The sequence below is a fragment of the Jeotgalibacillus sp. JSM ZJ347 genome (assembly GCF_044383825.1).
Lineage (GTDB): Bacteria > Bacillota > Bacilli > Bacillales > Jeotgalibacillaceae > Jeotgalibacillus.
In genome coordinates this window covers 21889-45616 of sequence record NZ_JBISEN010000002.1, presented here as the reverse complement: position 1 = coordinate 45616, position 23728 = coordinate 21889, and the positions used below count along the sequence as shown (strand labels likewise).

21 protein-coding genes and 3 tRNA genes are annotated in these 23728 nt (G+C 44.6%); 4 read left to right on the top strand and 20 right to left on the bottom strand.

The genetic code is table 11. The features are described 5' to 3' along the window. Positions 1 to 468 precede the first annotated feature (468 nt). The 4 genes from ACH6CZ_RS06205 to ACH6CZ_RS06190 form a co-directional block, all read right to left on the bottom strand. Positions 469 to 1887, bottom strand: coding sequence for a peptidoglycan DD-metalloendopeptidase family protein (locus ACH6CZ_RS06205; protein ID WP_374096562.1), 1419 nt, complete (start codon positions 1885 to 1887; stop codon positions 469 to 471). A 302-nt stretch (positions 1888 to 2189) separates the two neighbouring features. Continuing rightward, positions 2190 to 2262, bottom strand: a tRNA-Phe gene (locus ACH6CZ_RS06200). Between the two features lie 4 nt (positions 2263 to 2266). Then, a tRNA-Asp gene (locus ACH6CZ_RS06195) sits at positions 2267 to 2342 on the bottom strand. Between the two features lie 27 nt (positions 2343 to 2369). Then, a tRNA-Glu gene (locus tag ACH6CZ_RS06190) sits at positions 2370 to 2444 on the bottom strand. Positions 2445 to 2650: 206 nt separating this feature from the next. On the opposite strand from ACH6CZ_RS06190, the gene ACH6CZ_RS06185 reads away from it, so the two are divergent. The 3 genes from ACH6CZ_RS06185 to ACH6CZ_RS06175 all read left to right on the top strand — a co-directional run bounded on the left by ACH6CZ_RS06185 (position 2651) and on the right by ACH6CZ_RS06175 (position 5658). Next, the gene (locus ACH6CZ_RS06185) at positions 2651 to 3694 is read left to right on the top strand and encodes a potassium channel family protein (RefSeq protein WP_374096561.1); all 1044 of its coding nucleotides are present in this window, start codon (positions 2651 to 2653) and stop codon (positions 3692 to 3694) included. Positions 3695 to 3892: 198 nt separating this feature from the next. Continuing rightward, the gene (locus ACH6CZ_RS06180; RefSeq protein ID WP_374097434.1) at positions 3893 to 4726 is read left to right on the top strand and encodes a YitT family protein; all 834 of its coding nucleotides are present in this window, start codon (positions 3893 to 3895) and stop codon (positions 4724 to 4726) included. A 104-nt stretch (positions 4727 to 4830) separates the two neighbouring features. Next, a complete protein-coding gene (locus ACH6CZ_RS06175) occupies positions 4831 to 5658 on the top strand; it encodes an STAS domain-containing protein (RefSeq protein WP_374096560.1) in 828 nt (275 codons plus the stop codon). A 207-nt stretch (positions 5659 to 5865) separates the two neighbouring features. Here ACH6CZ_RS06175 and ACH6CZ_RS06170 read toward each other — a convergent pair whose 3' ends face one another. The 12 genes from ACH6CZ_RS06170 to ACH6CZ_RS06115 form a co-directional block, all read right to left on the bottom strand. Continuing rightward, complete coding sequence (locus tag ACH6CZ_RS06170) at positions 5866 to 7161, bottom strand: adenylosuccinate synthase (RefSeq protein ID WP_374096559.1); 1296 nt, start codon at positions 7159 to 7161, stop codon at positions 5866 to 5868. A 528-nt stretch (positions 7162 to 7689) separates the two neighbouring features. Next, the gene (dnaB, locus tag ACH6CZ_RS06165; RefSeq protein WP_041123978.1) at positions 7690 to 9054 is read right to left on the bottom strand and encodes a replicative DNA helicase; all 1365 of its coding nucleotides are present in this window, start codon (positions 9052 to 9054) and stop codon (positions 7690 to 7692) included. A gap of 150 nt (positions 9055 to 9204) precedes the next feature. Continuing rightward, positions 9205 to 9651 (bottom strand): 50S ribosomal protein L9, encoded by a 447-nt coding sequence (gene rplI, locus ACH6CZ_RS06160; protein WP_374096558.1) that lies wholly within the window; start codon positions 9649 to 9651, stop codon positions 9205 to 9207. Next, the gene (locus ACH6CZ_RS06155; RefSeq protein ID WP_374096557.1) at positions 9648 to 11627 is read right to left on the bottom strand and encodes a DHH family phosphoesterase; all 1980 of its coding nucleotides are present in this window, start codon (positions 11625 to 11627) and stop codon (positions 9648 to 9650) included. The genes rplI and ACH6CZ_RS06155 overlap by 4 nt, the downstream gene beginning before the upstream one ends. Before the next feature lie 80 nt (positions 11628 to 11707). Beyond that, a complete protein-coding gene (locus ACH6CZ_RS06150) occupies positions 11708 to 12646 on the bottom strand; it encodes a YybS family protein (RefSeq protein WP_374096556.1) in 939 nt (312 codons plus the stop codon). 173 nt (positions 12647 to 12819) lie between these two features. After that, positions 12820 to 14835, bottom strand: coding sequence for a methyl-accepting chemotaxis protein (locus ACH6CZ_RS06145; RefSeq protein ID WP_374096555.1), 2016 nt, complete (start codon positions 14833 to 14835; stop codon positions 12820 to 12822). Positions 14836 to 15064: 229 nt separating this feature from the next. After that, positions 15065 to 15301: a 30S ribosomal protein S18 gene (gene rpsR, locus ACH6CZ_RS06140; protein WP_039812930.1), complete on the bottom strand. Its 237-nt coding sequence runs from the start codon at positions 15299 to 15301 to the stop codon at positions 15065 to 15067. Positions 15302 to 15346: 45 nt separating this feature from the next. After that, a complete protein-coding gene (ssb, locus tag ACH6CZ_RS06135; RefSeq protein WP_374096554.1) occupies positions 15347 to 15865 on the bottom strand; it encodes a single-stranded DNA-binding protein in 519 nt (172 codons plus the stop codon). Positions 15866 to 15931: 66 nt separating this feature from the next. Continuing rightward, entirely contained in the window at positions 15932 to 16222 is a 291-nt protein-coding gene (gene rpsF / locus ACH6CZ_RS06130; protein WP_374096553.1) for a 30S ribosomal protein S6, read from the bottom strand. 422 nt (positions 16223 to 16644) lie between these two features. Further along, positions 16645 to 17745, bottom strand: a complete 1101-nt coding sequence (gene ychF / locus ACH6CZ_RS06125; RefSeq protein ID WP_374096552.1) for a redox-regulated ATPase YchF — start codon at positions 17743 to 17745, stop codon at positions 16645 to 16647. Between the two features lie 279 nt (positions 17746 to 18024). After that, on the bottom strand, positions 18025 to 18222 hold the full coding sequence (locus tag ACH6CZ_RS06120; RefSeq protein ID WP_374096551.1) for a DUF951 domain-containing protein: 198 nt from the start codon (positions 18220 to 18222) through the stop codon (positions 18025 to 18027). A 12-nt stretch (positions 18223 to 18234) separates the two neighbouring features. Then, positions 18235 to 19188: a mechanosensitive ion channel family protein gene (locus ACH6CZ_RS06115; protein WP_374096550.1), complete on the bottom strand. Its 954-nt coding sequence runs from the start codon at positions 19186 to 19188 to the stop codon at positions 18235 to 18237. A gap of 195 nt (positions 19189 to 19383) precedes the next feature. Between ACH6CZ_RS06115 and yyaC the strand changes: the two genes are divergently transcribed. After that, entirely contained in the window at positions 19384 to 20010 is a 627-nt protein-coding gene (yyaC, locus tag ACH6CZ_RS06110; protein ID WP_374096549.1) for a spore protease YyaC, read from the top strand. On the opposite strand, the gene ACH6CZ_RS06105 is transcribed toward yyaC, so the two are convergent. From ACH6CZ_RS06105 to noc, 4 genes are all read right to left on the bottom strand, one after another. Continuing rightward, positions 19952 to 20668, bottom strand: a complete 717-nt coding sequence (locus ACH6CZ_RS06105; protein WP_374096547.1) for a DUF554 domain-containing protein — start codon at positions 20666 to 20668, stop codon at positions 19952 to 19954. The genes yyaC and ACH6CZ_RS06105 overlap by 59 nt on opposite strands. A 40-nt stretch (positions 20669 to 20708) precedes the next feature. After that, a complete protein-coding gene (locus ACH6CZ_RS06100; RefSeq protein WP_374096546.1) occupies positions 20709 to 21554 on the bottom strand; it encodes a ParB/RepB/Spo0J family partition protein in 846 nt (281 codons plus the stop codon). After that, positions 21547 to 22308: a ParA family protein gene (locus tag ACH6CZ_RS06095; protein WP_374096545.1), complete on the bottom strand. Its 762-nt coding sequence runs from the start codon at positions 22306 to 22308 to the stop codon at positions 21547 to 21549. The genes ACH6CZ_RS06100 and ACH6CZ_RS06095 overlap by 8 nt, the downstream gene beginning before the upstream one ends. A gap of 521 nt (positions 22309 to 22829) precedes the next feature. Continuing rightward, positions 22830 to 23696 carry a nucleoid occlusion protein gene (noc, locus tag ACH6CZ_RS06090; protein ID WP_374096544.1) on the bottom strand — a complete coding sequence of 289 codons (867 nt, stop codon included), beginning with the start codon at positions 23694 to 23696 and terminating at the stop codon, positions 22830 to 22832. Between the last annotated feature and the right edge of the window lie 32 nt (positions 23697 to 23728).

The following is a 23728-nucleotide window of genomic DNA, read 5'->3' as shown; positions in this document are numbered from 1 at the left end:
GTATCACGTTGACGTTAATAATTCACTCTTTACCCTATTTTGTCAGGTGATTTCCCGGGAAATAGCGGGGTGTCTCTGTGTAACCGCTGACCCTTTCCGGGCAGTACTGCGCTTTCCGCAGCCGCGCGGTGAGCCTCCTCGAGCTTCGCTCTGCGGGGTCTCACCTGTCGCTTCTATGCTGCAGGAGTCTCCGCCCTGCCCTCCAAGGGTCAGCTCAGACTGATCTCTTACATTAATATAAGCATAATAGTAAACATACACAGGTTAGGTATTCTAATGAAGATACAAAATAGCTTGTCCAGGAAATTGCCCTGCTAATGATTTCCGTTTTAAGGTGGTGCTTTTCGCTTCAATCATCAGCTGTACTTAATAAATTGTCTCATAAATAAGTATTTCATTTTAAATACACAAAACTGCTGCCGGTATCGGGTTTCTTTTGTAAAACCGGTACAGACAGCAGTGTATCTTTTAGTAATTGAGATAATCCATCGGGTTTTTCAGCTCTCCATTTACATATACTTCAAAATGGAGGTGAATGCCTGTAGAGAATCCTGTTGTACCCATTAAGCCGATTGTTTCGCCTTTAGCGACTGTCTGGCCAGGCTGGACGTGGATTTCACTCAGATGGGCATAGATCGTACGCATGCCGTTGTTATGGTCAATGACGACTTTGTTTCCATAATCCCCTTCAAATCCGGCAGAGACAACCACACCATTATCGGCGGTGCTGAGTGTCAGACTGTCCGGGCTGGCAATATCAATCCCTTTATGATGATCTCCCCATCTCGGTCCCTGATGACTTGAGATATATCCACCATCAGCCGGCCATTGAAGTGAGCCTGTTCCTTTAGATGGAATTTCTTTTGTGCCTTCAAGCACAATATGACTTTTTGCATCTTTCGTGACTTGTTCATTTTCAGTCGACATAGCGGTCTGCTTGCCGTTTACTTCAGTCTGCTTTAATGTGTAGGCCTTCTCGCCTTTTTGGCCTTCCTGCTCTACACGTATTTCACCTTTCAGGATCTCATCTGATTCTTTTACTTCTTCTTTAAAGTCGATTGTTTCTTTTACTCGTGATTCTTTTTTCACCTGAACCTGTACACCGGATACTTTTTCTTCGGCTTTTACCATCATGCCTTCAGAGAGTTCTCCAGCTTTCGGGTTCAGTTCATCAAACGTTTCTTCACTCATCCCGTAGCGCTCTAAGATATCTTCTTTTGTTTCGCCTTCAGCTACTTCATGATCAACAGTTACGGTTGTACCGGCCAACAGCTGCTCAACTGCTTCTTCCGGTTCAGAAATCTTTCCGGGATCAACCTGTGCTTCCTCCTGCTCACCCATGCCTTTTAGCTGAATATCAATGATACGGCTATCTCCGGATTCCAGCTCTTTGCTTAAGTCTTCCTTTTCAAAGCGATCCAGCTCTTCTTCTGATACAGCTGTTAACTGAAGCTGTCTGATCGTTTCTTTGGCTGCTTCTTCATTGTCTACATAAGCAACTGAATGATCGCCAAGCTTCAGCTCATATGCATCTGTTACAAACTGTGCTGCTTCTTTTGCCTGCTCCAGAAGCTTCTGATCTTCTGTCTGCGGGTTAAATACATGCTCAGGGATCAATGTCAGGTTATGCTTCACATCACCTGAAGCTTCCTCTTCAAGCTCTTCTTCTTTTTTCTCTGCCCAGGCGGTTAAATCATCGGGGTCTGTGACAACACCTACATACGCCTCACCTGCATACACATGGTGAACGACAGTGAGTCCACGTGATTCAGCTGAAGCTTCAGTGTCGAATCCCCATAGTGCTGTTGACAGCATCACACCGGCAGCGAATATCTTAAGACTTTTACCTGAATATATAAATGAACGTTTTTGATCGTTGTTTTTCATCGTTTTTCCTCCAACAAATACAGCTGAATTAGCGCCTGTTTAAAAATTGCGCCATCCAAATGTACCATATAGGAGACTTCATACAAGGCTTGTTGCCTAACTGTAAAAAATGAGATAAAACCAGATTTAATCCAATGATTCCCAAAGTGTTGATTCAGACAGTAATAGAAGGACCTGAAAAGTGAAATTTTTTTGACTGTAATTTGTTTGTTATCTAATTGATATGTTTAGAGGGATTGAAAAGAGGTTATAAGTAGAAGTTTAGACAATAAAAAAATACGCCGCGATTGCAGCGTATCTTATGGCTTTGGACGGAATCGAACCGCCGACACATGGATTTTCAGTCCATTGCTCTACCAACTGAGCTACAAAGCCTAAATGGCGGTCCCGACCGGGATCGAACCGGCGATCTCCTGCGTGACAGGCAGGCATGTTAACCGCTACACCACGGGACCAAAAGGATATATGTATTGAAAATTAAGTGGTGACCCGTACGGGATTCGAACCCGTGTTACCGCCGTGAAAGGGCGGTGTCTTAACCACTTGACCAACGGGCCAATGTTTGGCGCTGCCTTAGCAACGAATCTAACTATACCATAACTTTTTAAAAGCTGACAATCTTTTTTTGAAAGTTTTTAAGGTTTTTTTCATATCGGGTTATTTTGATTTGTCAGGCAGTATACGAGTGGCTGAAAGAACGTTAAAATCTGTATATGAAACTTCTGTATAAAGAAACGCGTATTTACATAAAAGGGAGGGATACATGTTGCATATATTTATTAGACTCTGGAAACAGCTTTCTGAAATGGACTTCCGCGTCATTTCAATTCTTTCAGTATTTATTATTCTGTTTGGAACATTCTCAGTCTATTGGATAGAGCCTGAAACGTTCCCGACACTGTTCGACAGCTTTTGGTGGACGATGACAACGTTAACGACAGTTGGATATGGAGACTTTTTTCCTGTAACCATAGCAGGGAGACTGGTTGGAATCTTTCTGTTTATCTTTGGAATTGGTCTGATTGGGGTGTTAATCGGAAAGATAGTTGAAGCAGCGAGTACATATCAGCGTTTAAAAAAGGAGGGGAAGCTGGTGTATAAGAAAAGTGGTCACTACGTATATATTGGCTGGTCGAAAAAGACGGAACAGGCAATTAAAGAAGTGCTGTATCATAATCACGGTGCTGAAATTGTTCTGATTGAAGATACGGATGAAACGCCGATGTCCAATGATAAAGTTCATTTTATCAGCGGAGATCCGTCTGAAGAAAGAATTTTACATAAAGCGAACATCACTGAAGCAAAAAGAGTCGCCATTTTTTCAGACCCTGCCATTGAAGATGCGATCTTAAGAGATGGGAAAAGCCTGCTCATTGCATCGGCAGTCGAAGCGCTTTCAATGGCACATGAGATTGATATCCAGACAATCGTTGAGATCTGCGAGGAGCGTCATATTTCAAAGTTTAATCATATCCGCGTGGATGATTTTATCCTTTCAGATGACTCTGTGTCCCTGCTGATGGCAAAAGCGACACTGCAGCCGGGTACTACAACGATTTTCAGGCAGCTGCTCAGTAAGCGTTTCGGGAATAACATTTATGTGCTTAAAGCGAAAGACACATGGAAAACATATCGTGATGCATCACAGAAACTGCTTGATGATGGCGCCGTGCTCATCGCAGTCAATGAGGATATGGATTTTAAAGAGGCGATTAAGAAGCCTTTGAAGAAAGATGATAACTTATATGTAATCTGTGATGAGACAACATTCAAGCGTCTGAATGTTTTATATGAAACAGTAGAGTGACCCGCAACTTGCGGGTTTTTTTAATAGTGTCATCACTGCTTTGATGAAATAATAGGGTACTATTCGCTTATGCCTCGTGTATAATGTAAACAACTATACCACCGGGAGGGATGCGTATTGCCGGCTAAACGAAAAAAGCATGAACTGCCTCCTGTTTCCGCTAAGAAAAGGAGTCAGCATAAGAAACTTTCTTTGAAAATGATCAGTAAACGCGTGTTCTTTATTATTCTTGGGGCAATTATGATGGCGGTTGGGCTGGAGCTGTTTCTGGTGCCTAATCAGGTACTGGATGGAGGAATTGTCGGGATCTCGATTATTCTTTCTTATTTAACCGGATGGAAACTCGGACTTTTTATTTTTATCCTTAACATTCCTTTTTTCTTTATAGGCTATAAGCAGATCGGGAAGACTTTCGCGCTTTCCACACTGCTCGGTATTTCTGTATTATCAATCTCCACTTACCTCCTTCACAGTGTAGAAGTTTTCACTGATGACCTGCTGCTTGCAACGGTTTTTGGCGGCATTGTACTCGGTGCAGGCGTTGGTGTTGTCATCCGGTATGGTGGTTCACTTGATGGCACAGAAATTCTTGCGATCTTATTCAATAAAAACCTCCCTTTTTCCGTCGGGGAAATGATTATGTTTTTTAACCTGTTTATTTTTACTGTCGCAGGATTTGTATTCGGCTGGGATCGCGCAATGTATTCACTGATTGCTTATTTTATCGCATTTAAAACGATTGATATCGTCATTCAGGGAATGGACGAGTCGAAAGCTGCGTGGATTATCAGCGACAATTATATCGAGATTGGTGACGCGATTATTGACCGTCTCGGACGCGGTGTGACTTACCTGAATGGGCAAGGCGGGTTTACGCTGCATCAGAAAAAAGTTGTTTTTTGCGTCATCACAAGGCTTGAAGAGGCTAAACTGAAGGGTATAGTAGAAGATATAGACCCGAACGCATTTCTCGCAGTCGGCAGCATTGCCGAAGTACGCGGGGGTAGATTTAAAAAGAAAGCGATTCACTAATCAAAAGCGAAAGCAGGCGGTTAGGTCCGACAAGCATAAGGCGCTTACCAGCCAAAGATTTTCAAACATAAAACGCACATACATCACAGAATTGAGGGATTGAAATGGGTTCGATTCAGGATTTCGCTTCATACCTGAAAGACAATGGAGAAGAGCTTGGAGAAAAACTACTCATTTATAGCCTCGGAAAAGTTGAAGTGGAGATTCCACAGTCTATGATTGAAGAATCAAGAAGAAATAACGGTCGTTTCTTTAGATTTTTCTCTGACACGCTAATTGTGGAAGAAGAAGAATCAGTGGAAGAAAAATTTCTGAAGTGGAGCCGTGAGAACATTGAAGAACATGTATCTATGATGGACAAATTATCTTCTTTAATTCGCCCTTATCCAGATACAAGAATGTATTTCAGTGATTTAATCGGATCAATCTGTGTTCAAAAAGAACTTTCAACAAAAGAGACACTATTTATCTTAAACCGGTTAAACTATATTCTTGATATCAATATGCGGGAATCGATTCTGCTGTTTGAGAAATATAAAAACCGGATCAATGAAAAGAGCCGGAAAGAAATTCTGGAGCTCTCTGCGCCGATTGTGCCAATACAGCCGGGTGTTGTCGTGCTTCCGTTAGTCGGCACGATTGATTCAGCGCGGGCAGAACACTTGATGACAAGGACTATCCCTTCAATCAGTGAGATGGATCTGGACTGCGTCATTATCGATTTTTCAGGTATTGTCACCATCGACAACGAGGTAGCCGGCCATGTATTTGATATCACCAATGTCTTAAAGCTGCTGGGGATTGAAGTGAATGTGAGCGGGCTGCGTCCTGAGCTTGCACAGCATATCGTTTTAAATGGCATTCATTTTAAAGATATTCAGACGTTTTCCAACGTGCAGCAGGCCATTGAGAATTGGGACGCCACAAAATGATCGAAAAAAGGTATCTGCACACGGCAGATACCCTTTTATATATTATACGACCTCGGAGCTGATCGAGCGCCTTTCGCTTTTCTTACTGTCCAGCTTCAGGCGCTAGCTACTCGGGTCATAAGCCACCCATCGAACAAGGGAAAGTTCACCCTTTTTTCGCTGCGCGTCTTATGCCTGTCGGAGCTGATCGAGCGCCTTTCGCTTTTCTTACTTCTCGACTCTCCACACACTCTTCACAACGTTCGTCTGCGTACGGTCAGGTCCTACTGAGAAGATTGATAGCGGGATACCTGTGAGCTGTGATACGCGCTCAAGGTAGTGACGCGCATTTTCAGGAAGCTCATCAAGTGAGCGGACGCCTGTGATGTCTTCGTCCCAGCCTGGAAGCTCTTCATAGATTGGCTCACATTTCGCAAGTGTGCGAAGGTTGGCCGGGTATTCAGTAATGATCTCATCGCCAAGACGGTAAGCTGTACAGATTTTCAGTGTTTTGATGCCTGTTAATACATCAATTGAGTTCAGTGAAAGGTCTGTCAGTCCACTTACACGGCGTGCGTGACGTACAACAACGCTGTCGAACCAGCCAACGCGGCGCGCGCGTCCAGTTGTTGTACCGTATTCACGGCCAACTTCACGGATCTGGCTGCCGATTTCATCATGCAGTTCAGTTGGGAACGGACCATCACCGACACGTGTTGTGTAAGCCTTAGATACACCTACAACGTGACCAATCTTTGTCGGTCCAACACCTGAACCGATTGTAACGCCACCCGCTACCGGATTTGAAGACGTAACAAATGGGTATGTACCCTGATCGATATCAAGCATAACGCCCTGCGCACCTTCGAAAAGCACGCGGCGCGCTTCATCAAGTGCATCATTCAGTACAACAGATGTATCGCATACATATTTCGCGATCTGCTGCCCGTATTCATAGTATTCTTCGAAAATATCTTCCATCGTAAAGCCTTCCACTTCATAGAAGCGCTCAAGCATACGATTCTTTTCAGCAAGGTTATGTTCAAGCTTTTCTTTAAATGACTCTTTATCTAAGAGGTCAGCGATACGGATACCGGCACGCGCTGCTTTATCCATGTAAGCAGGACCAATTCCCTTTTTCGTCGTACCGATTTTATTTTCACCCTTACGATCTTCTTCCACTTCATCAAGCTTTAAGTGATAAGGAAGAATCACGTGCGCACGGTTACTGATACGAAGATTTTCTGTGCTGACACCGCGGTCATGAAGATACTTCAACTCCTTCACAAGCGCTTTTGGATCTACAACCATTCCATTACCGATCACAGAGATTTTATCTTTATAAAAGATCCCTGATGGAATAAGATGCAGCTTATATGTTTCACCATCGAATTTAATTGTATGACCTGCATTATTACCGCCCTGATAGCGTGCAATTACTTCTGCATGTTCTGAGAGAAAGTCAGTGATCTTTCCCTTACCTTCATCTCCCCATTGAGTTCCTACTACAACTACTGAAGACATGGAACGCACCTCCGTCAGGCTGTTACACCCTTTTTATCAAACAAGAACAGTTTACCAGTCATACGGAAGTCAGTCAATAAAAAGACGAACATTTATGGTTAAATAGGAATTTATATTCGTTTATTTCGACAAGTGAAATGCTGACGGGTATGGATGTAACATGTTTGCGGCGTAATTGATACAGGCTGTGCCAGGATTGATACAAGTCGCCGGGTGTATCGCTACAGATTCAGCGAAGATTGCTGCAACTCTGGACATAAATGCTACATCTGCCGCTGGCGGCCCTGCATGCACTTAAGAAACAGGCACTTGGTTTGTTAAAGGCATGAAGAGGGGCGGGCGCAATGCGTTTTGAGCAGATATGACGGTCGAATGACGGGATAGCGCTATCATGACACTCACCGGGCGGCATACGACACTCAACCCGGGTGTATCGCGCACTCGTCCGGCACAATACGACAGTCAGCAGCAACAATGCAGCACTCGCCGCCAAAAACCAGACATAAAAAAGCCCCCATAAAGGAGGCTTTACGCACCAGGCGGCATATTCGGATCATCGAGTCGCCGCTCGAGGTTAACGAATTTATTGTATTCTTTGATAAAGGCTAAGGACACCGTACCAACCGGGCCGTTACGCTGTTTGGCGATGATAATTTCAATCGTATTCTGGTTTTCACTTTCTTTATCATAATAGTCATCACGGTAAAGGAAGGCAACGATATCGGCATCCTGCTCAATACTTCCTGATTCACGTAAGTCAGACATCATCGGACGCTTATCCTGACGCGATTCAACACCACGTGACAGCTGAGACAGTGCGATCACAGGTACTTCAAGCTCACGGGCAAGTCCTTTTAGTGAACGGGAAATTTCAGATACTTCCTGCTGACGGTTCTCGCCTGGCTTTCCGGTACCGTGGATCAGCTGCATGTAGTCAATTAAAATCATGCCGAGTCCGTGTTCCTGCTTCAGACGGCGGCACTTTGCGCGGATATCCTGCACACGCACACCTGGCGTATCATCAATGTAGATACCGGCGTTTGACAGGCTTCCCATCGCCATGGTCAGCTTGCGCCAGTCCTCGTCTGTCAGCGCTCCTGTACGCAGGTTTTGTGCGTTAATGTTCCCTTCAGCACAAAGCATACGCATCACAAGCTGCTCAGCACCCATCTCAAGACTGAAGATCGCAACGTTTTCACCTGTTTTTGTCGCAACGTTCTGTGCAATATTCAGGGCGAATGCCGTCTTACCAACCGATGGACGGGCAGCAACGATGATCAGATCATTTCGCTGGAAACCCGCTGTCATACGGTCAAGCTCATTAAATCCTGTTGCGATCCCTGTAATATCACCCTGCGTACTGTTCAGCATTTCGATATTATCGTAGGTACGCACGAGTACATCTTTCATTGAATGGAAGGCACTTGTGTTTTTACGGTTCGCTACTTCCATGATGTTACGCTCGGCTTCAGCCAGAAGGTTCTCTACTTCATCTTCACGTGCATAGCCGTCCTGAGCGATGGTGGTCGCTGTACGGATCAGTCTTCTTAAAAGCGCTTTTTCTTCAACGATATGCGCATAATATTCAAGATTGGCTGCAGTCGGTACAAAGCCTGCAAGGTCTGTTAAATAGGAAATTCCGCCAACGTCTTCAAGCTCTTTCATGGCTGCAAGTTCTTCAGTAACGGTGACAAGGTCAATCGCTTTTCCTTTATCACTTAAGCTGATCATAACGTCAAAAATCCGCTGGTGGGCACTGCGGTAAAAATCTTCCGGCATGAGGACTTCCTGCGCAGATATCAGTGACTGGGGTTCTAAAAAGATAGCACCAAGCACGGCCTGCTCGGCTTCTATATTTTGCGGCGGCATTCGGTCCGCATACTGTTCATTCACGTCGGATCCCTCCTGAATTGCTGTATAAAATGCCGGCACTGCGCTTCCATCAGGAAATTCGCACAGTCCCGGCACTTTTATCTGTCTTTATTTGATCCAAGTTATACATGTAGTATAGCACGGATCCGTCTGGTTTCAGTAGACCCTAAATTATGCCTCTGTTACGTGAACTTTTACAGTGGCTGTTACTTCGTTATGGACTTTCACCGGTACATTTGTGTAGCCAAGTGAACGGATTGCATCGCTCAGTTCGATTTTACGCTTGTCGACTTTAATGCCGTGCGTTTTCTTCAGTTCTTCTGCAATCTGCTTTGAAGTAACTGAGCCGAAAAGACGGCCGTCTTCACCTGATTTTGCTGTCAGTTCAACTGTCAGCTCTTCAAGTTTTGCTTTTAGCTGCTTCGCCTCTTCAAGCTCCTGCTGTGCTTCTTGTTGCTGCTTTTTCTTTTGTGCATTCAGCTGGCTGACATTACCTGCATTTGCTTCAGCAGCCAGGTTGTTTTTCAGCAGATAGTTGTGTGCATAACCGTCTGCTACGTTTTTCACTTCGCCTTTTTTACCTTTACCTTTAACGTCCTGTAGGAAAATTACTTTCATGATTCTTCAGTTCCTCCTTCGATGTGTTCGTTGATTGCCTGTTTCAGCTGTTCTATCGCTTCTTCAATCGTAACGTCACGAAGCTGGGTAGCTGCATTGGTCAGGTGGCCTCCGCCATTCATTCTTTCCATAATCAGCTGAACGTTGACCGTACCAAGCGACCGTGCACTGATGCCAACGACACCTTCATCACGGAAGGCAACGACAAACGAAGCAGCCACATCTTCCATTTGCAGCAGCGTATCAGCTGCCTGCGCAATAATGACCGAATCATGCACCCTGTCATCCTCTCCAAATGCAATCGCCACGCCGTGCTTATAAAAGGTGACGGTTTCAACAAGGCGCGCCCGCTCTACATAAGTCGTGACGTCTTCTCTTAAGAACTGCTGAACGAGTACTGTATCAGCACCGAGCGTTCTGAGGTATGATGCAGCATCAAACGTCCGGGATCCCGTACGCATGGTAAAACTTTTCGTGTCCACTATTATACCAGCAAGTAGCGCAGTCGCTTCAAGCATTGTGATTTTCTCTGTTTTCGGCTGGTAGTCAAGCAGTTCTGTCACAAGCTCAGCTGTTGAAGATGCATAAGGCTCCATATAGACAAGAAGCGGGTTCTCAATAAATTCTTCTCCGCGGCGGTGATGGTCAATGACAACCACTTTTTCCGCTTTATTCAGAAGCTTTTCTTCAATCACAAGACTTGGCTTATGCGTATCTACAATGACCAGCAGCGTATCTTCTGTCACCATATCCAGCGCTTCTTCAGGTGCAATGATATGAGAGAATAAATCCGGCTTTGTTTTAATTTCATCAATCAATCGGTTTACACCGCTGTCAATTTCAGTGAAATTAAGTGCTACAAAACCTTCACGCTGGTTCATCTGTGCAATTTTCCTGACACCGATTGCCGCTCCGACTGCATCCATATCCGGACGCTTATGTCCCATCACAATGACTTTATCACTGCTGACAATCAGCTCACGCAGTGCATGAGAGATCACCCGTGCACGTACACGCGTCCGTTTTTCCATCGGATTGGTTTTCCCGCCGTAAAATTTCACTTTCCCGTTCGCCTGATTAATCACGACCTGGTCGCCTCCGCGGCCAAGCGCAAGGTCAAGGCTTGACTGTGCCTGTCGCCCGAGGTCAGGCAGCGTTTCAGCGCCTGAACCGATTCCAATACTCAGCGTAAGCGGCACATTCTGCTTAGAAGTCATCTCACGGATCGAGTCCAGGATTGTAAATTTCTCCTGCTCAAGTTCCCGCAGGATGCGTTCATTCATTACAGCTAAAAAACGGTCAGACGATACCCTTTTCACATAAATATCGTGCTCTGTTGCCCACTGGTTGAGCAGCGTCGTAACAGAACTGTTGATATTGCTGCGGGCAGAGTCATCCATCGCTTGCGTTAATTCATCATAGTTATCGAGGAAGATCACAGAGAGAACAGTCCGGTCTGCTTCAAATTGCTCCTCGACTTCCGACTGCTCTGTGACATCAAAGAAGTACAGCAGCTTTTCATCCTGTTTGTGAATGATACGGAAAATCCGTCCCTGCCATGAGACGGTCTCTTCAATGCTGCCTTCTTTTTTAATCACCGGTACTAGTACGTCCGCTACATCATATAAAGAACGGCCGATCATTGTGCCGTCTTCAATGAAAGCCGTTAAATACGGATTTGCCCACTCTACATAGAAATCATCATTGTACAGCAGGATCCCGACCGGCATTTCCATCAGCGCTTCTTCCCCGACCCTCTTCACACGGTAGGAAAGGGTGGAGATGTACTCTTCAGTATCGTTAAAAAAGCGCTTTTCAAAGACAAAAGCGAACCACAATAATGGTACTGCAAGAATCAGCGTACCGACCGCAAACATCCAGTTATATAGAAATAATACCGCCGCAATCAAAAAGACAATCAATGTAAGCCCAAGCAGCAGCCGGCGTAAAATCCGGTGTTGAAAATATGTTGGCATGCCTTCAGCTCCCAAAACGGTTCACCCGTTTGCATATTATATGCTTATCTTATCCATGAACTAAAAAGAATGTGCGTTGACTACTTCTTCGCGCTCATCCTTTTTCTCAAATCAAAACCTAAGTCTATTATACCTAAAATTCGTGTTAATGGACTGATCAATACGCCTAAAATTGTCAAAATCACCAGAAGGCCCTTATTCCAGCCTTTTAAATAACCGTAAAAATGAATAAACGCCAGTCCCTGAAGAATCAGCAGCAGTTCAAAACCAAACTGAAGATTAATCAGCGCATAAGCAAACATGGTTCCCTGTTCAGGCGATGCGACCAGCGCTGTCAGCAGGATGATCAGGTAGTACCAAATCACATTTTTAGGTAAAGAAAGATTGCGGAACGGCTCAAAATTCGGAAGATCCCTTTTTGCGAGACGTTTGACGAGCGGAAAATTAATCACCATCATGATCCAGATTAAAAGTGCCGCACTTAAAACGATTAATGTAGGTAACAGTGTTTCAATCACCTGCATATTCTGCGCCCATTGTTCCTGCACATCCCCAGTATCAATTCCGGCTGCAGTGAACATTGAAACGGACTGCTCAAGCGACTCATTCATTAATGTAAAAAATTCTTCAATAATATTGATTTCAAAAATCAGAATTGATATCAAGTACTGAACGACGGCGCTCACTAAAAATACCAGCGTCGAGATGATAAAAATGATAAATTTACTTTTCCCCTGCTGTGCCAGCCAGCCCATGACCACGCCGGTTGTTCCATAAGCGATCGCTAAAGGAAGTGTAAACAGACCTCCGATGATCCCCGAAACGCCAATTGATGCTGCCACCATTACCAGTGAAGCACGAAGGGAATATTTCACACTATATAGTAGAAAAGGAAGCAGTAAAAACAGACTGGACACAATCGAAATAACCGGCACATAGACCGATATGAGTAATAAAACTGCGAAAAAGGCAGTCATCATTGCGCCTTCTGTCAGCCTTAACGTATTAGTATTGTTCATTCATACACCTCTATTTTTTCATTCATACACTATATCCATCTCCTCATTTTATCTGTCATACCGCTCTCCTTCAACCCGCAGACCCTTTTTGCAGTGAATTAACCCATGATTCCGTTCACCTGTTTGATAAATATAAAAATCCCCCAGGTCATATAGACCCGGAGGATTCATATTTAAGCTTCTTTTTGCTCAAGCCTGAAGCGGTTGACTGCCTGCTGCAGATCATCGCTCAGCTCACTTAATCTTTCTGCCGATTCAGTAACGGTCTGAATCGCTCTTACCTGCTCATCCGTTGAAGCTGCTACTTCTTCGCATGATGCGGCAGTTTCTTCAGCCATCGCAGCCATTTCCTGAATGACGCGCGTGACGGCTTCTTTACTTGTTGACACGTCCTGAATTTCACGATACACAGCCAGAATCGATGTTTCCATTGTGCCCATAAAATCAGACATCTGATCAAAAATCTCATTCGTCTGCTCAACAACGACTGACTGATGATCAAAGTTTTCCTTCGTGCGGCCCATTTCACTTACAGCACGCTTTGAACTGTCCTGAATATCAGCAATGGTTTGCTTCACTTCATCCGTTGCACGTACTGACTGCTCAGCAAGCTTTCTTACTTCGTCCGCCACGACTGCGAACCCTTTACCATGCTCACCTGCACGCGCTGCCTCAATCGAAGCGTTAAGCGCTAAGAGGTTTGTCTGAGATGAAATTTCTGTAATGGTTGCCATGACACTTTCAATTGTCTGGACTTTCGTCTCAAGGTCCAGAATGACAGATTCCATCGACTGAATAAATGCTGATGAAGATGTGTGATACTCTTTCAGCTGTTTCATCTGACTGATGCCGCTCTCATTCACACTGCCTGCTTCACTTGCAACCTCAGACATTTGCTTAGACTGCTCAGAAATCGCGTTGATCTTTTCACCAAGCGTCTGCGACTGGCGGTTTGCTTCATCCGCTTCTTCGGCAGACTGCGTTGCACCATCCGCGATATCACTTACAGCGCTTGCTACCTGTTCACTCGAAGCATTCGTTTCTTCTGCTACAGCACTTAAGCCTTCAGCGGATCCACGTACTTCTTCAACAGACGATTTGACTGTTGAAAGAATTTCGTTCATATGATCCACCATCAGGTTAAATTGGGAAGCAAGCTCTCCAATTTCATCATTTGATTTAATATTTGCACGGGTGCTGAGATCCCCGGCTGCTACCTCACTTACTGATTGACTCAGCTTCACAATTGGTCTTGAGAATCTGCCTGCCACGATGGACATAATGATTCCTGCAACAACAAGTGTTGCCACGCCAATAATCAGCAGAAGCGTTAGAATGGATAATGATTCCGCAGCAATATCAGACTGTTCAAAAGCTACTCCGATTTTCCAGTTTGTGTTTTCTGCTGTTGAATAAACCATCAGCTTTTTCGCGCCATCTAACTCATATTCTACACGGCCTGTTTCATTTTCCTGCGCAAAAATCTCCTGGATAAAATCAAATTCCATCAGACTTTCACCTTGAAGCGTTGGATGAACAAGCGCGATCCCTTCGCCTGACAAAACAAATGGATAGCCGTTATAGCCAATCTGCGTTTCCCCAAGCTTAGTTGTAAGGTCTCCAAGCTTTACATCTACTCCGACAACTCCTACAAGCTGTGAGCCACTCTGCATCGCTTTTGCAGCAGTGATCACGTACTCGCCTGTTGCCTCATCTATGTATGGCTCACTCCAGATCACAGCGTCCGGCGCAGAAGCGGCCTGCTGATACCAGTCACGCGTTGTCGCGTCAAAATCTGCAGGCAGATCTACAAATGGAGAAATGAGCAGCGAGCCGTTATCTGCCGCTACGTAAATAGACGATGGATCTGAATAAATCGTTAAATATTCTTCAAGCAGCTGCTCAAGCTCATTTGATGCAGCTGCATCTCCATCTTCAAGTGCTGCTTCAGCATATTGTAGTGCAGTCGTTGTTGAAGCGATTTGCTCAATACTCCGTCCATACTGATCAAGAAACGTTTCTGCAGAGTTATTCAGTTCCCCAGCAATCCCTTCAGCCTGCTGCAGTACGTTTTCCTGCGTCCGGTCGTGAAGCTGCCACCCTGTTAAGCTGAGTAAAATCGCAAATGCTGCGATTAACACCAGCGAGGTAGTCATAATTAATTTTGTTTTAATTGATTTCATTTTCATCCTGTTCACCTCTTGCTGCTCATTTATATTTAGGTAATTTCTACCCTTTACATATACATCGGATGATATATGAAATAGTGAAGGATAAAAATAAGTTTTTTAGTTCTTATGTCATGGTAAAAAGAGAGAAATGTCAGAAATATCTCCATACAGCGGGTTTAAAGTAGTGAGTTTTTAAAGAGGATTAAAAAAACTGACAGCCCGTGATGAGCTGTCAGTTTCGCATTTATTATTCGCCTGAAACGAATGGTAGTAGCGCCATTGTACGTGCGCGCTTAACTGCAACTGTCAATCTGCGCTGATACTTAGCGCTTGTGCCAGTTACACGACGTGGAAGAATTTTTCCACGCTCAGAGATAAACTTTCTTAGTAGATCAACGTCTTTATAGTCGATGTGTGTAATACCGTTTGAAGTAAAGTAACACACCTTCTTACGACGACGACCGCCTCTGCGTCCTCCTGCCATGGGATTCCCCTCCTTCTTGTTTAGATTTTTATTGTTCTACACTTCTTAGAATGGCAGATCATCATCTGAAATGTCGATCGGCTGACCGTCATTTGAGAATGGGTCCTTGTCCACTCTTGTGTAGTTCTGGTTATTCTGGTTGCTTTGGTTTTCACGCGGTTGATTCTGACCGAAGTTATTATTATCCTGATATCCCTGATTGCCTCCGTAGCTTCCGCCGCCGGACTGGCCGCCGCCTGAAGCATTCTTCGGCTCCAGGAATTGAACACTTTCTGCATTCACTTCAGTGACATACACGCGTTTGCCTTCCTGGTTTTCATAGCTTCGTGTCTGAATACGTCCGTCAACGCCTGCAAGGCTTCCTTTTTTCAGGAAGTTTGCCACGTTTTCAGCTGGACGTCTCCATACCACACAGTTAATAAAATCCGCTTCACGGTCTCCTTGCTGATTCGTGAAAGCACGATTAACAGCAAGTGTGAAAGTTGCAACTGCTACACCACTTGGCGTATAGCGCAGGTCCGGATCCTTCGTTAATCGACCGACTAATACGACTCGATTCATCATCAGAACCAACTCCTTTATTTTTGCGCAAGCAGCTATCTGCTATTGCAAGGAACTTATATCTAGAGATTAGTTATCTTCTTCGCGGATTGTCATGTGGCGAACGATATCATCGCTGATTTTAGCCAGACGGTCGAATTCGTTGATAGCCTCAGAACCTGAGTTCAACTTAACGATCTGGTAGAATCCTTCGCGGTAATCGTTGATTTCATAAGCGAAACGACGCTTACCCCACTCTTTTGACTCGATGATTTCCGCTCCGTTTGAAGTAAGGATTTCTTCAAAGCGTGAAGTTACAGCTTTTTTCTGATCCTCATCAACGTCTGGACGGACAATGTACATGATTTCGTACTTTCTCATCGGTTTTCACCTCCTTATGGTCTATGCGGCCTCCTGCTGTCAGGAGACAAGGAATAATAAAAAATTTCTATTACTCACAAGGATATATTATAGCATAGTGATATCTATTGGACAAGGGTGACAGTAAGTTTTTGAGATTTCTATTCTTCCCCAAACAAAATAGAACATTTGTTCTTATTTTATTGTAACGGATTGGGGGTGGGATGTCCAATTGGATGTGAGTGTTTTTTGTGTGGGAGGGTCAGTGGTGGTCCCTGGTTCGACGTTCAGCACCTCTTGTTCGACGTTTAGGGATCATTGTTCAGCATATATACTGTCATGTTCGACGCAAAACAATTAACCTTCGCTCTTTAGTGTCATTTGACCTATCACCTTAACAAAAACAAAACCCCCGGAATCTCTCCCGGGGGCTGCACGATCATTTATACGTTGAAACGGAAGTGAATCACGTCTCCGTCTTTTACGATATACTCTTTACCTTCAAGTCGTACTTTACCAGCTTCTTTTGCCGGTGACATGCCGCCTGAAGCGATCAGGTCGTCATAAGAAACGGTTTCTGCACGGATGAAGCCGCGTTCGAAGTCAGTGTGGATGACGCCCGCACACTGAGGCGCCTTCATGCCGTGACGGAATGTCCATGCGCGGACTTCCTGTACACCAGCTGTGAAGTAAGTGGCAAGACCAAGCAGATCATACGTTGCACGGATCAGCTGATCAAGACCTGATTCTTCGATGCCAAGCTCTGAAAGGAACATCGCTTTTTCATCTTCATCAAGCTCTGCAATTTCTTCTTCAATTTTCGCGCAGACAACGATGACTTCTGCATTGTCTTCTTTTGCGAATTCACGTACGCGCTGTACATATTCGTTACCTGAAGGATCAGCAATTTCGTCTTCACCTACGTTTGCAGCGTAAAGCATTGGCTTGTTTGTTAACAGGTGCATGCCTTTTGCGATTTTCGCCTGCTCTTCATTCAGCTCAACGGTTCTTGCCGCCTGGTTGTTTTCAAGCGCTTCTTTCAGCTTTTCAAGTACAGCCATTTCGATGACAGCATCTTTATCTTTTTGCTTTGCCATTTTAGCCACGCGGCCGATACGCTTATCGACAGCTTCAAGGTCAGCTAAAATCAGCTCAAGGTTGATGACTTCGATATCATCAATCGGGTCAACTTTACCTGATACGTGTGTGATATTATCATCAGCAAAGCAGCGGACAACCTGTACGATTGCATCTACTTCACGGATATGCGAAAGGAACTTGTTCCCAAGACCTTCACCTTTGCTTGCACCCTTTACAATCCCTGCAATATCAGTAAATTCAAATGCAGTCGGAACGGTCTTTTTCGGTTCAACCAGCTCAGTCAGCTTAGTCAGACGAGGGTCCGGCACTTCTACGATTCCAACGTTCGGATCGATTGTACAGAACGGATAGTTTGCAGATTCAGCACCTGCTTTTGTAATTGCGTTAAATAAAGTAGACTTCCCAACGTTTGGTAAGCCCACGATTCCAGCTGTTAAAGCCATTTCGTTCACTCCTTGAATCTTCTATTAAAAACATGTTCATGTGACGTGTCATATACAAACCTCACACAATTATATAGAGTTCCGATTATAAATACAAGAGGACCGGCGTGTGCGGGGATACGCTTGAGGAGTGTGTGATCCGAGCTTTCGTGATTATGATCTGAAATTCCCCGGACCTGACCGCAAACGTCCTCAGTCTTTAAAAAGACAACGCACCAGACTAATTCACCTTTTAAAAAACCGTATGACATCACTCACGATTTCACACGGTCTGCATTCTTATTCTTCATGCTTCACAAGTACTTTCTTCATTTTACGTGAAAATTCTTTCCGGGGAATCATGACGCTGTGTGAACAGCCTTCACATTTAATTCTGATATCCATTCCCATCCGGATAATTTTCCACTGGTTGACTCCACACGGGTGGGGTTTTTTCATTTCGACGACGTCATTCAGACCAAAATCTTTCTCTTCCAAACAAAACGCCTCCTATTCTTCCGACACTTTTTTTGCATTCTCTTGACTTTCTTCTCTTGAATACATCACCATACGAGGGAATGGAATTTCAATTCCACGCTCATCAAGGTAATGCTTAATTTCACGTCTTAATTCACGGGCAATAAACCAGTGTTTCATTGGCTGGGTCTCTGCAATGATTCTCATCACGACATCAGAGGCACCAAGCGTCTGAATACCGAGGAGCTCAGGTTTCATAACAATTTCTTCATACTTTCCTTCCAGTGAATCACAAAACGTACGGAGCGCCTCTTCTGCTTTTCCGACGTCTTCTTCATATGCAATGCTGATATCCACGACAGCCACGCTGTTGTGAATTGAATAATTTGTTACTTCAGTAATATTTCCATTTGGAAAAATATGCAATTCTCCGGTCCAGCTTTTAATTTTTGTCGTACGAAGACCGATTTCTTCGACGTGACCCTCTGCCTGACCGATTCTGACGTAATCTCCTACAGAAAACTGGTCTTCAAAGATAATAAAGAACCCTGTAATAATATCACGCACAAGGTTCTGCGCACCAAAACCGACTGCAAGACCGACAATACCGGCACCGGCAATCAGACCGCGGACATCAATTTCGAATGCGGAGAGTACGGCAAGCACCGCGACAAAATAAACCACATAGGATACAACATTCTGCAGCAGTTTCAGCAGCGTGTTTTCACGGCGGATTGATACCTGAACCGGTCCGCGTGCACGCACTTTAAACACGTTTTGTATCAGTTTTTTAGCGACGCGGACAACGATGCCTGCAATCACGATGATCAGAACAATTTTCAGAAATGTAAGTCCGAATGATACCCAAATTTCTTCATCCGTTAAATAAGCAATGACTGAATCCCAGCCTTCTTTCCAGGCACTTACATCTACAACTTCTTCTAACGTTTCGGGTGTATCATTGGTTTCCGGTGTAGCGAGTTCCATCTGTATCACTTCCTGCTTCCTTTAGAAAAATCATCTTAAGCTATTCTTTATTTTATCAGCGTTCGTTTTTTTCTCCAACTTATAAGAAGAAAAAAATTTGTTCTTCAAAAAGAACAAATTGTATTATATAATGAATAAACAGAATAAAAAATAGGCATCTTCCTATAATGTAGAAGTGAGAGGAGCTGGGTTATGATGAACGAAGTGATACCGCCACAATTTACCGATACTAGCTGCCGCAGTCATTTAGAGGATCACATGACACCACATAGACTTGCAAAGACACTTGCTTCAAGCTATCCCCTTGACCGCCCGATTGTCTATGTATGCATCGGCACTGACCGCTCAACGGGAGATTCACTTGGACCGCTGACCGGATCACTTCTTGAGAAAAGAAAACTGCCATTTTTTGATTTGTACGGGACGTTGAAGGATCCTGTGCATGCACTAAATCTTGCAGATACTGCTGAAAAGATCCGCATGGAATATGACAATGCATTTGTCGTAGCGATTGACGCATGTCTCGGGCAATTCCGTAATATCGGCTATATCGAAGTCGGGGAAGGTCCGATTTTCCCAGGTGCAGGCGTGCAGAAGCAGCTGCCTCCAATTGGCGATGTGCATATCACCGGTATTGTGAATGCAGGCGGATTTATGGAGCATGCAATGCTTCAGAATACGCGTCTTTATCTAGTCAATGAAATGGCGTCAAAAATCACAGATGCCATCCATTATTCCAATATTCTTTTACGGAAAACATTAGCTAAAAACCATACGCTTCATACAGGTGAACAATTGTCACAATCGCACCTACAATCATAATGCCCGGGAGCAGGTTGGCCACTCGGATTTTTGTAATCCCGATCAGGTTCAGACCGATTGCAAAAATCATGATGCCGCCTGCTGAAGTCATTTCAGCAATAAATTGATCCATCAGGACTTCAGGTACAAACTTGTCAATCTGCGTGGCAAACAGGGCGATTGCGCCCTGATAAAGCACAACCGGAATCGCAGAAAATAATACGCCGACACCGAGCGTCGAGGTTAAAATAATCGAAACGAATCCGTCAATGATGGACTTGGTGAACAGGACCTGGTGATCGCCGCGCAGTCCTGAATCAAGGGCGCCAATGACACCCATTGCACCAATTACAAAAATCAGTGTGGCTGTGACAAAGCCCTGGGAAATACTCGTTTCCCCTTTTGTACCAACCTTCCGCTCAATCCATCTGCCCATCGCATTTAACTTATCGTCAAGCTCCATCCACTCACCGATTACCGCACCAAGTACCAGGCTGATAATGACAATCAGATAGTTATTGCTTGAGAGACCCATCTGCAGACCAAGTACCACAACGGCAAGACCAATCGCAGACATGACCGTTGCCTTCATCCGCTCCGGTATTCTGTGCAGCAGCTTTCCAATCAGTGTGCCAATAATAATTAACAGCCCGTTTACCAGTGTCCCTAACAATACCACGTGAAACTCCCTCTTTTCTGCTCTCTGTCTATACGGCTCGTTAATCCTTCCGCTCTTCACCTAAAAGTGATAAGATCCGCTCAAGATCATCATCTGACATAAACTCAATTTCAATTCTGCCCTTATGCTTGCTTTTCTTAATCGCGACACTTGTGCCAAAACGCTCTCTCAGCACGGTTTCCTGCTGCTTGAGATGAGGGTCTGTTTTGGGTTTCGGCTTCTCCTTACGTGCCGGACCCGCTTCTGAAATCAGTTTTTCAAGCTGACGGACATTTAAGCCCTCTTTGATGACTTTGTCAGCCAGCTGTTCAGCAGTACCTGTATCTTTAAGGCCTGCCAGTGCACGACCGTGACCCATCGACAATTTCTTATGTGACAGCATCTCCTGAATCTTCTCAGACAGGTTTAACAGGCGCAGGTGATTGGCAATATGCGGTCTGCTTTTCCCTACCTTCTTTGCAAGCTCATCCTGAGAGATTTGGAGCTTATTCATCAGCATTTCGTACGCTTTTGCTTCCTCAACCGGTGTTAAATCTTCCCGCTGGAGGTTTTCAAGCACAGACAGTTCCATCATCTGACGGTCAGTCAAATCACGTACGACCGCCGGGACATGTAAAAGCTCTGCTGCCTTTGCCGCTCTGAAACGGCGCTCTCCTGCGACAATTTCAAACCCCTTCAGGCTTTTCCGGACGATAATCGGCTGAAGAATGCCATGTTCTTTGACAGAAGCCGTCAGTTCTTCAAGCGGAATTTCCTCAAATATTTTTCTGGGCTGATAAGGGTTCGGGCGGATGTCTTTGATAGACAGCTGCTGAACGTGCTCATCATGAATGGATGACATATCCTTGAAAAGATTGCTGACTCCTTTACCAAGTCCTTTAGCCATTTACAATCACTTCCTTTGCTAACTCAAGATAGACTTCTGCCCCTTTTGACTTCGGATCATATAAAATCACAGGCAGACCATGACTCGGCGCCTCACTTAATCTTACATTTCTTGGAATAATCGTCCGATAGACTTTATCCTGAAAATACTTTTTCACTTCACCAATGACCTGAATACCTAAATTTGTTCTCGCATCAAGCATCGTGAGCAGGACACCGTCGATCAGTAAATGATGATTCAGGTGCTTTTGTACAAGTCTCACTGTACTTAGCAGCTGGCTGAGGCCTTCAAGCGCGTAATATTCACACTGCACCGGAATGATGCACGCATCTGAGGCTGTCAGTGCATTGATCGTCAGCATGCCAAGCGAGGGCGGACAATCTATAATAATATAATCAAACCGCTGCTGTATATCCTCAAGCGCATTTTTCAATCTTATTTCCCGGGAAACCATTGAAACAAGTTCAATTTCCGCTCCTGCAAGCGAGATCGTCGCAGGAATTGCATACAGGTTTTCAACCGACGTACCCCTGATTACACTTTTCGCCGGTACATCCTCAACCAGTACTTCATAGATGCTTTCATCTACATCCCCTTTATTAATACCGACCCCGCTCGTTGCGTTACCCTGTGGGTCCATATCAACGAGTAAAACCTTTTTTCCCAAATAAGCAAGACATGCACTGATGTTAACAGACGTCGTCGTTTTCCCGACACCGCCCTTTTGATTCGCAATTGCAATCATTCTCCCCATTCGTGTCACCCGTCCCCTTTTTGTGAATGCTTCGGTCTATGAAAATATTAAGTTTATTTTAACAGAGATTGCCTGTAAAAGTAGAGTGGTTGTTTTGGCTGTTGGAGGATTGGTGCGGGTGAGATGGCGGATTGCGACAAGTCAGGAGCTGAATTGCTACAAGTTGGCGAGGGATTGCTACAAGTTCCCGGGTGTATCGCGACAACTTCACAACAGATTACTACAACTCCGGCAGAAACAGCGACAACCTCTGCCACGCCCTCTTCGTGCATTTAAGAAACAGGCTCTTAGTGCTTTAAAAGCATGAAGAGAGATGGTGCAACAATCAAGTTGATGGATACTTACGTAAATATGGTTCATATGACACTCACTGAGCATGATACAACGTTCAATCCAGGTGTATCACTACTTCAACAGTAGAAATACAACACGCAAACCGAGGTATATGTCATCCAAACCCGGACTTGTGATATTTCAGGCAAAATAAAAGCCCGCGCGCAGCGGGCTTTCACTCTAACAATCTATTTTTTCTTTTTAGGCAGCTTAATCGTAATCTGATAATAGTCATCATACTCTTCTTCTTTCGAATCAAGCTTCATGCCGGAGTCAGAGATCATATTCAATGACTGGCGGATCGTGTTAACGGCAATCCGTACGTCTTTGTTGAATGCCTTGCGCTTTGGCTTCGGCTTTTTCTCTGATGCTTCAAGCATTTTCTGAACGCGCTGTTCTGTCTGCTTGACGTTCAGCTGCTGTTCGATGATTTCTTCTGCCACTTTATTCTGAAGCTCAGCATCCTTTAAAGGAATCAGTGCGCGCGCATGACGCTCCGTCATTTTCTTTTGGATAATGCTCTCCTGAACAAATTCAGGCAGCTTTAAAAGACGCAGCTTGTTGGCGACGGTTGACTGTCCTTTTCCAAGACGCTGTGCCAGGGCTTCCTGTGTCAATTTATGAAGATCCAGGAGCTTTTGGTAAGCCATCGCTTCTTCCACGGGAGAAAGTTCTTCACGCTGAAGATTTTCAATTAAAGCAACAGAGGCTGTTTCGGTATCACTCATATTTTTCACAATGGCAGGAACGGTTTCCCATTCGAGTGATTTCATCGCGCGCCATCTGCGTTCACCGGCAATGATTTCATATGTTCCGTCACCGCTTTCGCGCACAACGATCGGCTGAATAATGCCATGTGTATGAATGGTTCTTGCCAGCTCATCTATTTTCTCATCATCAAAAATCGTTCTCGGCTGAAAACGATTCGGTTTGATCTGATGAATGTCGATTTGTTTAACTTCTTCTTGGTTTACTTCTTTTTCTTCCGTGGTTTCAGGCGAAACAGGCTCGTCCTTATCACCAAGGCCAAAGATCCGTGAAAACGGAGTCTTCATCAAGACACACCACCCTTTGTGAAAAACTAAAC

What these genes read in the sequence shown, in the direction of transcription:
- ACH6CZ_RS06150 (WP_374096556.1), bottom strand. Translation starts at nt 12,646, where the DNA reads ATGAACAATACTAATACGTTAAGGCTGACAGAAGGCGCAATGATGACT.
- ACH6CZ_RS06095 (WP_374096545.1), bottom strand. Translation starts at nt 22,308, where the DNA reads ATGGGGAGAATGATTGCAATTGCGAATCAAAAGGGCGGTGTCGGGAAA.
- ACH6CZ_RS06100 (WP_374096546.1), bottom strand. Translation starts at nt 21,554, where the DNA reads ATGGCTAAAGGACTTGGTAAAGGAGTCAGCAATCTTTTCAAGGATATG.
- yyaC (WP_374096549.1), top strand. Translation starts at nt 19,384, where the DNA reads ATGAACGAAGTGATACCGCCACAATTTACCGATACTAGCTGCCGCAGT.
- ychF (WP_374096552.1), bottom strand. Translation starts at nt 17,745, where the DNA reads ATGGCTTTAACAGCTGGAATCGTGGGCTTACCAAACGTTGGGAAGTCT.
- ACH6CZ_RS06185 (WP_374096561.1), top strand. Translation starts at nt 2,651, where the DNA reads ATGTTGCATATATTTATTAGACTCTGGAAACAGCTTTCTGAAATGGAC.
- rpsR (WP_039812930.1), bottom strand. Translation starts at nt 15,301, where the DNA reads ATGGCAGGAGGACGCAGAGGCGGTCGTCGTCGTAAGAAGGTGTGTTAC.
- ACH6CZ_RS06205 (WP_374096562.1), bottom strand. Translation starts at nt 1,887, where the DNA reads ATGAAAAACAACGATCAAAAACGTTCATTTATATATTCAGGTAAAAGT.
- ACH6CZ_RS06170 (WP_374096559.1), bottom strand. Translation starts at nt 7,161, where the DNA reads ATGTCTTCAGTAGTTGTAGTAGGAACTCAATGGGGAGATGAAGGTAAG.
- ssb (WP_374096554.1), bottom strand. Translation starts at nt 15,865, where the DNA reads ATGATGAATCGAGTCGTATTAGTCGGTCGATTAACGAAGGATCCGGAC.
- rplI (WP_374096558.1), bottom strand. Translation starts at nt 9,651, where the DNA reads ATGAAAGTAATTTTCCTACAGGACGTTAAAGGTAAAGGTAAAAAAGGC.
- noc (WP_374096544.1), bottom strand. Translation starts at nt 23,696, where the DNA reads ATGAAGACTCCGTTTTCACGGATCTTTGGCCTTGGTGATAAGGACGAG.
- ACH6CZ_RS06115 (WP_374096550.1), bottom strand. Translation starts at nt 19,188, where the DNA reads ATGGAACTCGCTACACCGGAAACCAATGATACACCCGAAACGTTAGAA.
- ACH6CZ_RS06145 (WP_374096555.1), bottom strand. Translation starts at nt 14,835, where the DNA reads ATGAAAATGAAATCAATTAAAACAAAATTAATTATGACTACCTCGCTG.
- rpsF (WP_374096553.1), bottom strand. Translation starts at nt 16,222, where the DNA reads ATGAGAAAGTACGAAATCATGTACATTGTCCGTCCAGACGTTGATGAG.
- ACH6CZ_RS06155 (WP_374096557.1), bottom strand. Translation starts at nt 11,627, where the DNA reads ATGCCAACATATTTTCAACACCGGATTTTACGCCGGCTGCTGCTTGGG.
- ACH6CZ_RS06175 (WP_374096560.1), top strand. Translation starts at nt 4,831, where the DNA reads ATGGGTTCGATTCAGGATTTCGCTTCATACCTGAAAGACAATGGAGAA.
- ACH6CZ_RS06180 (WP_374097434.1), top strand. Translation starts at nt 3,893, where the DNA reads ATGATCAGTAAACGCGTGTTCTTTATTATTCTTGGGGCAATTATGATG.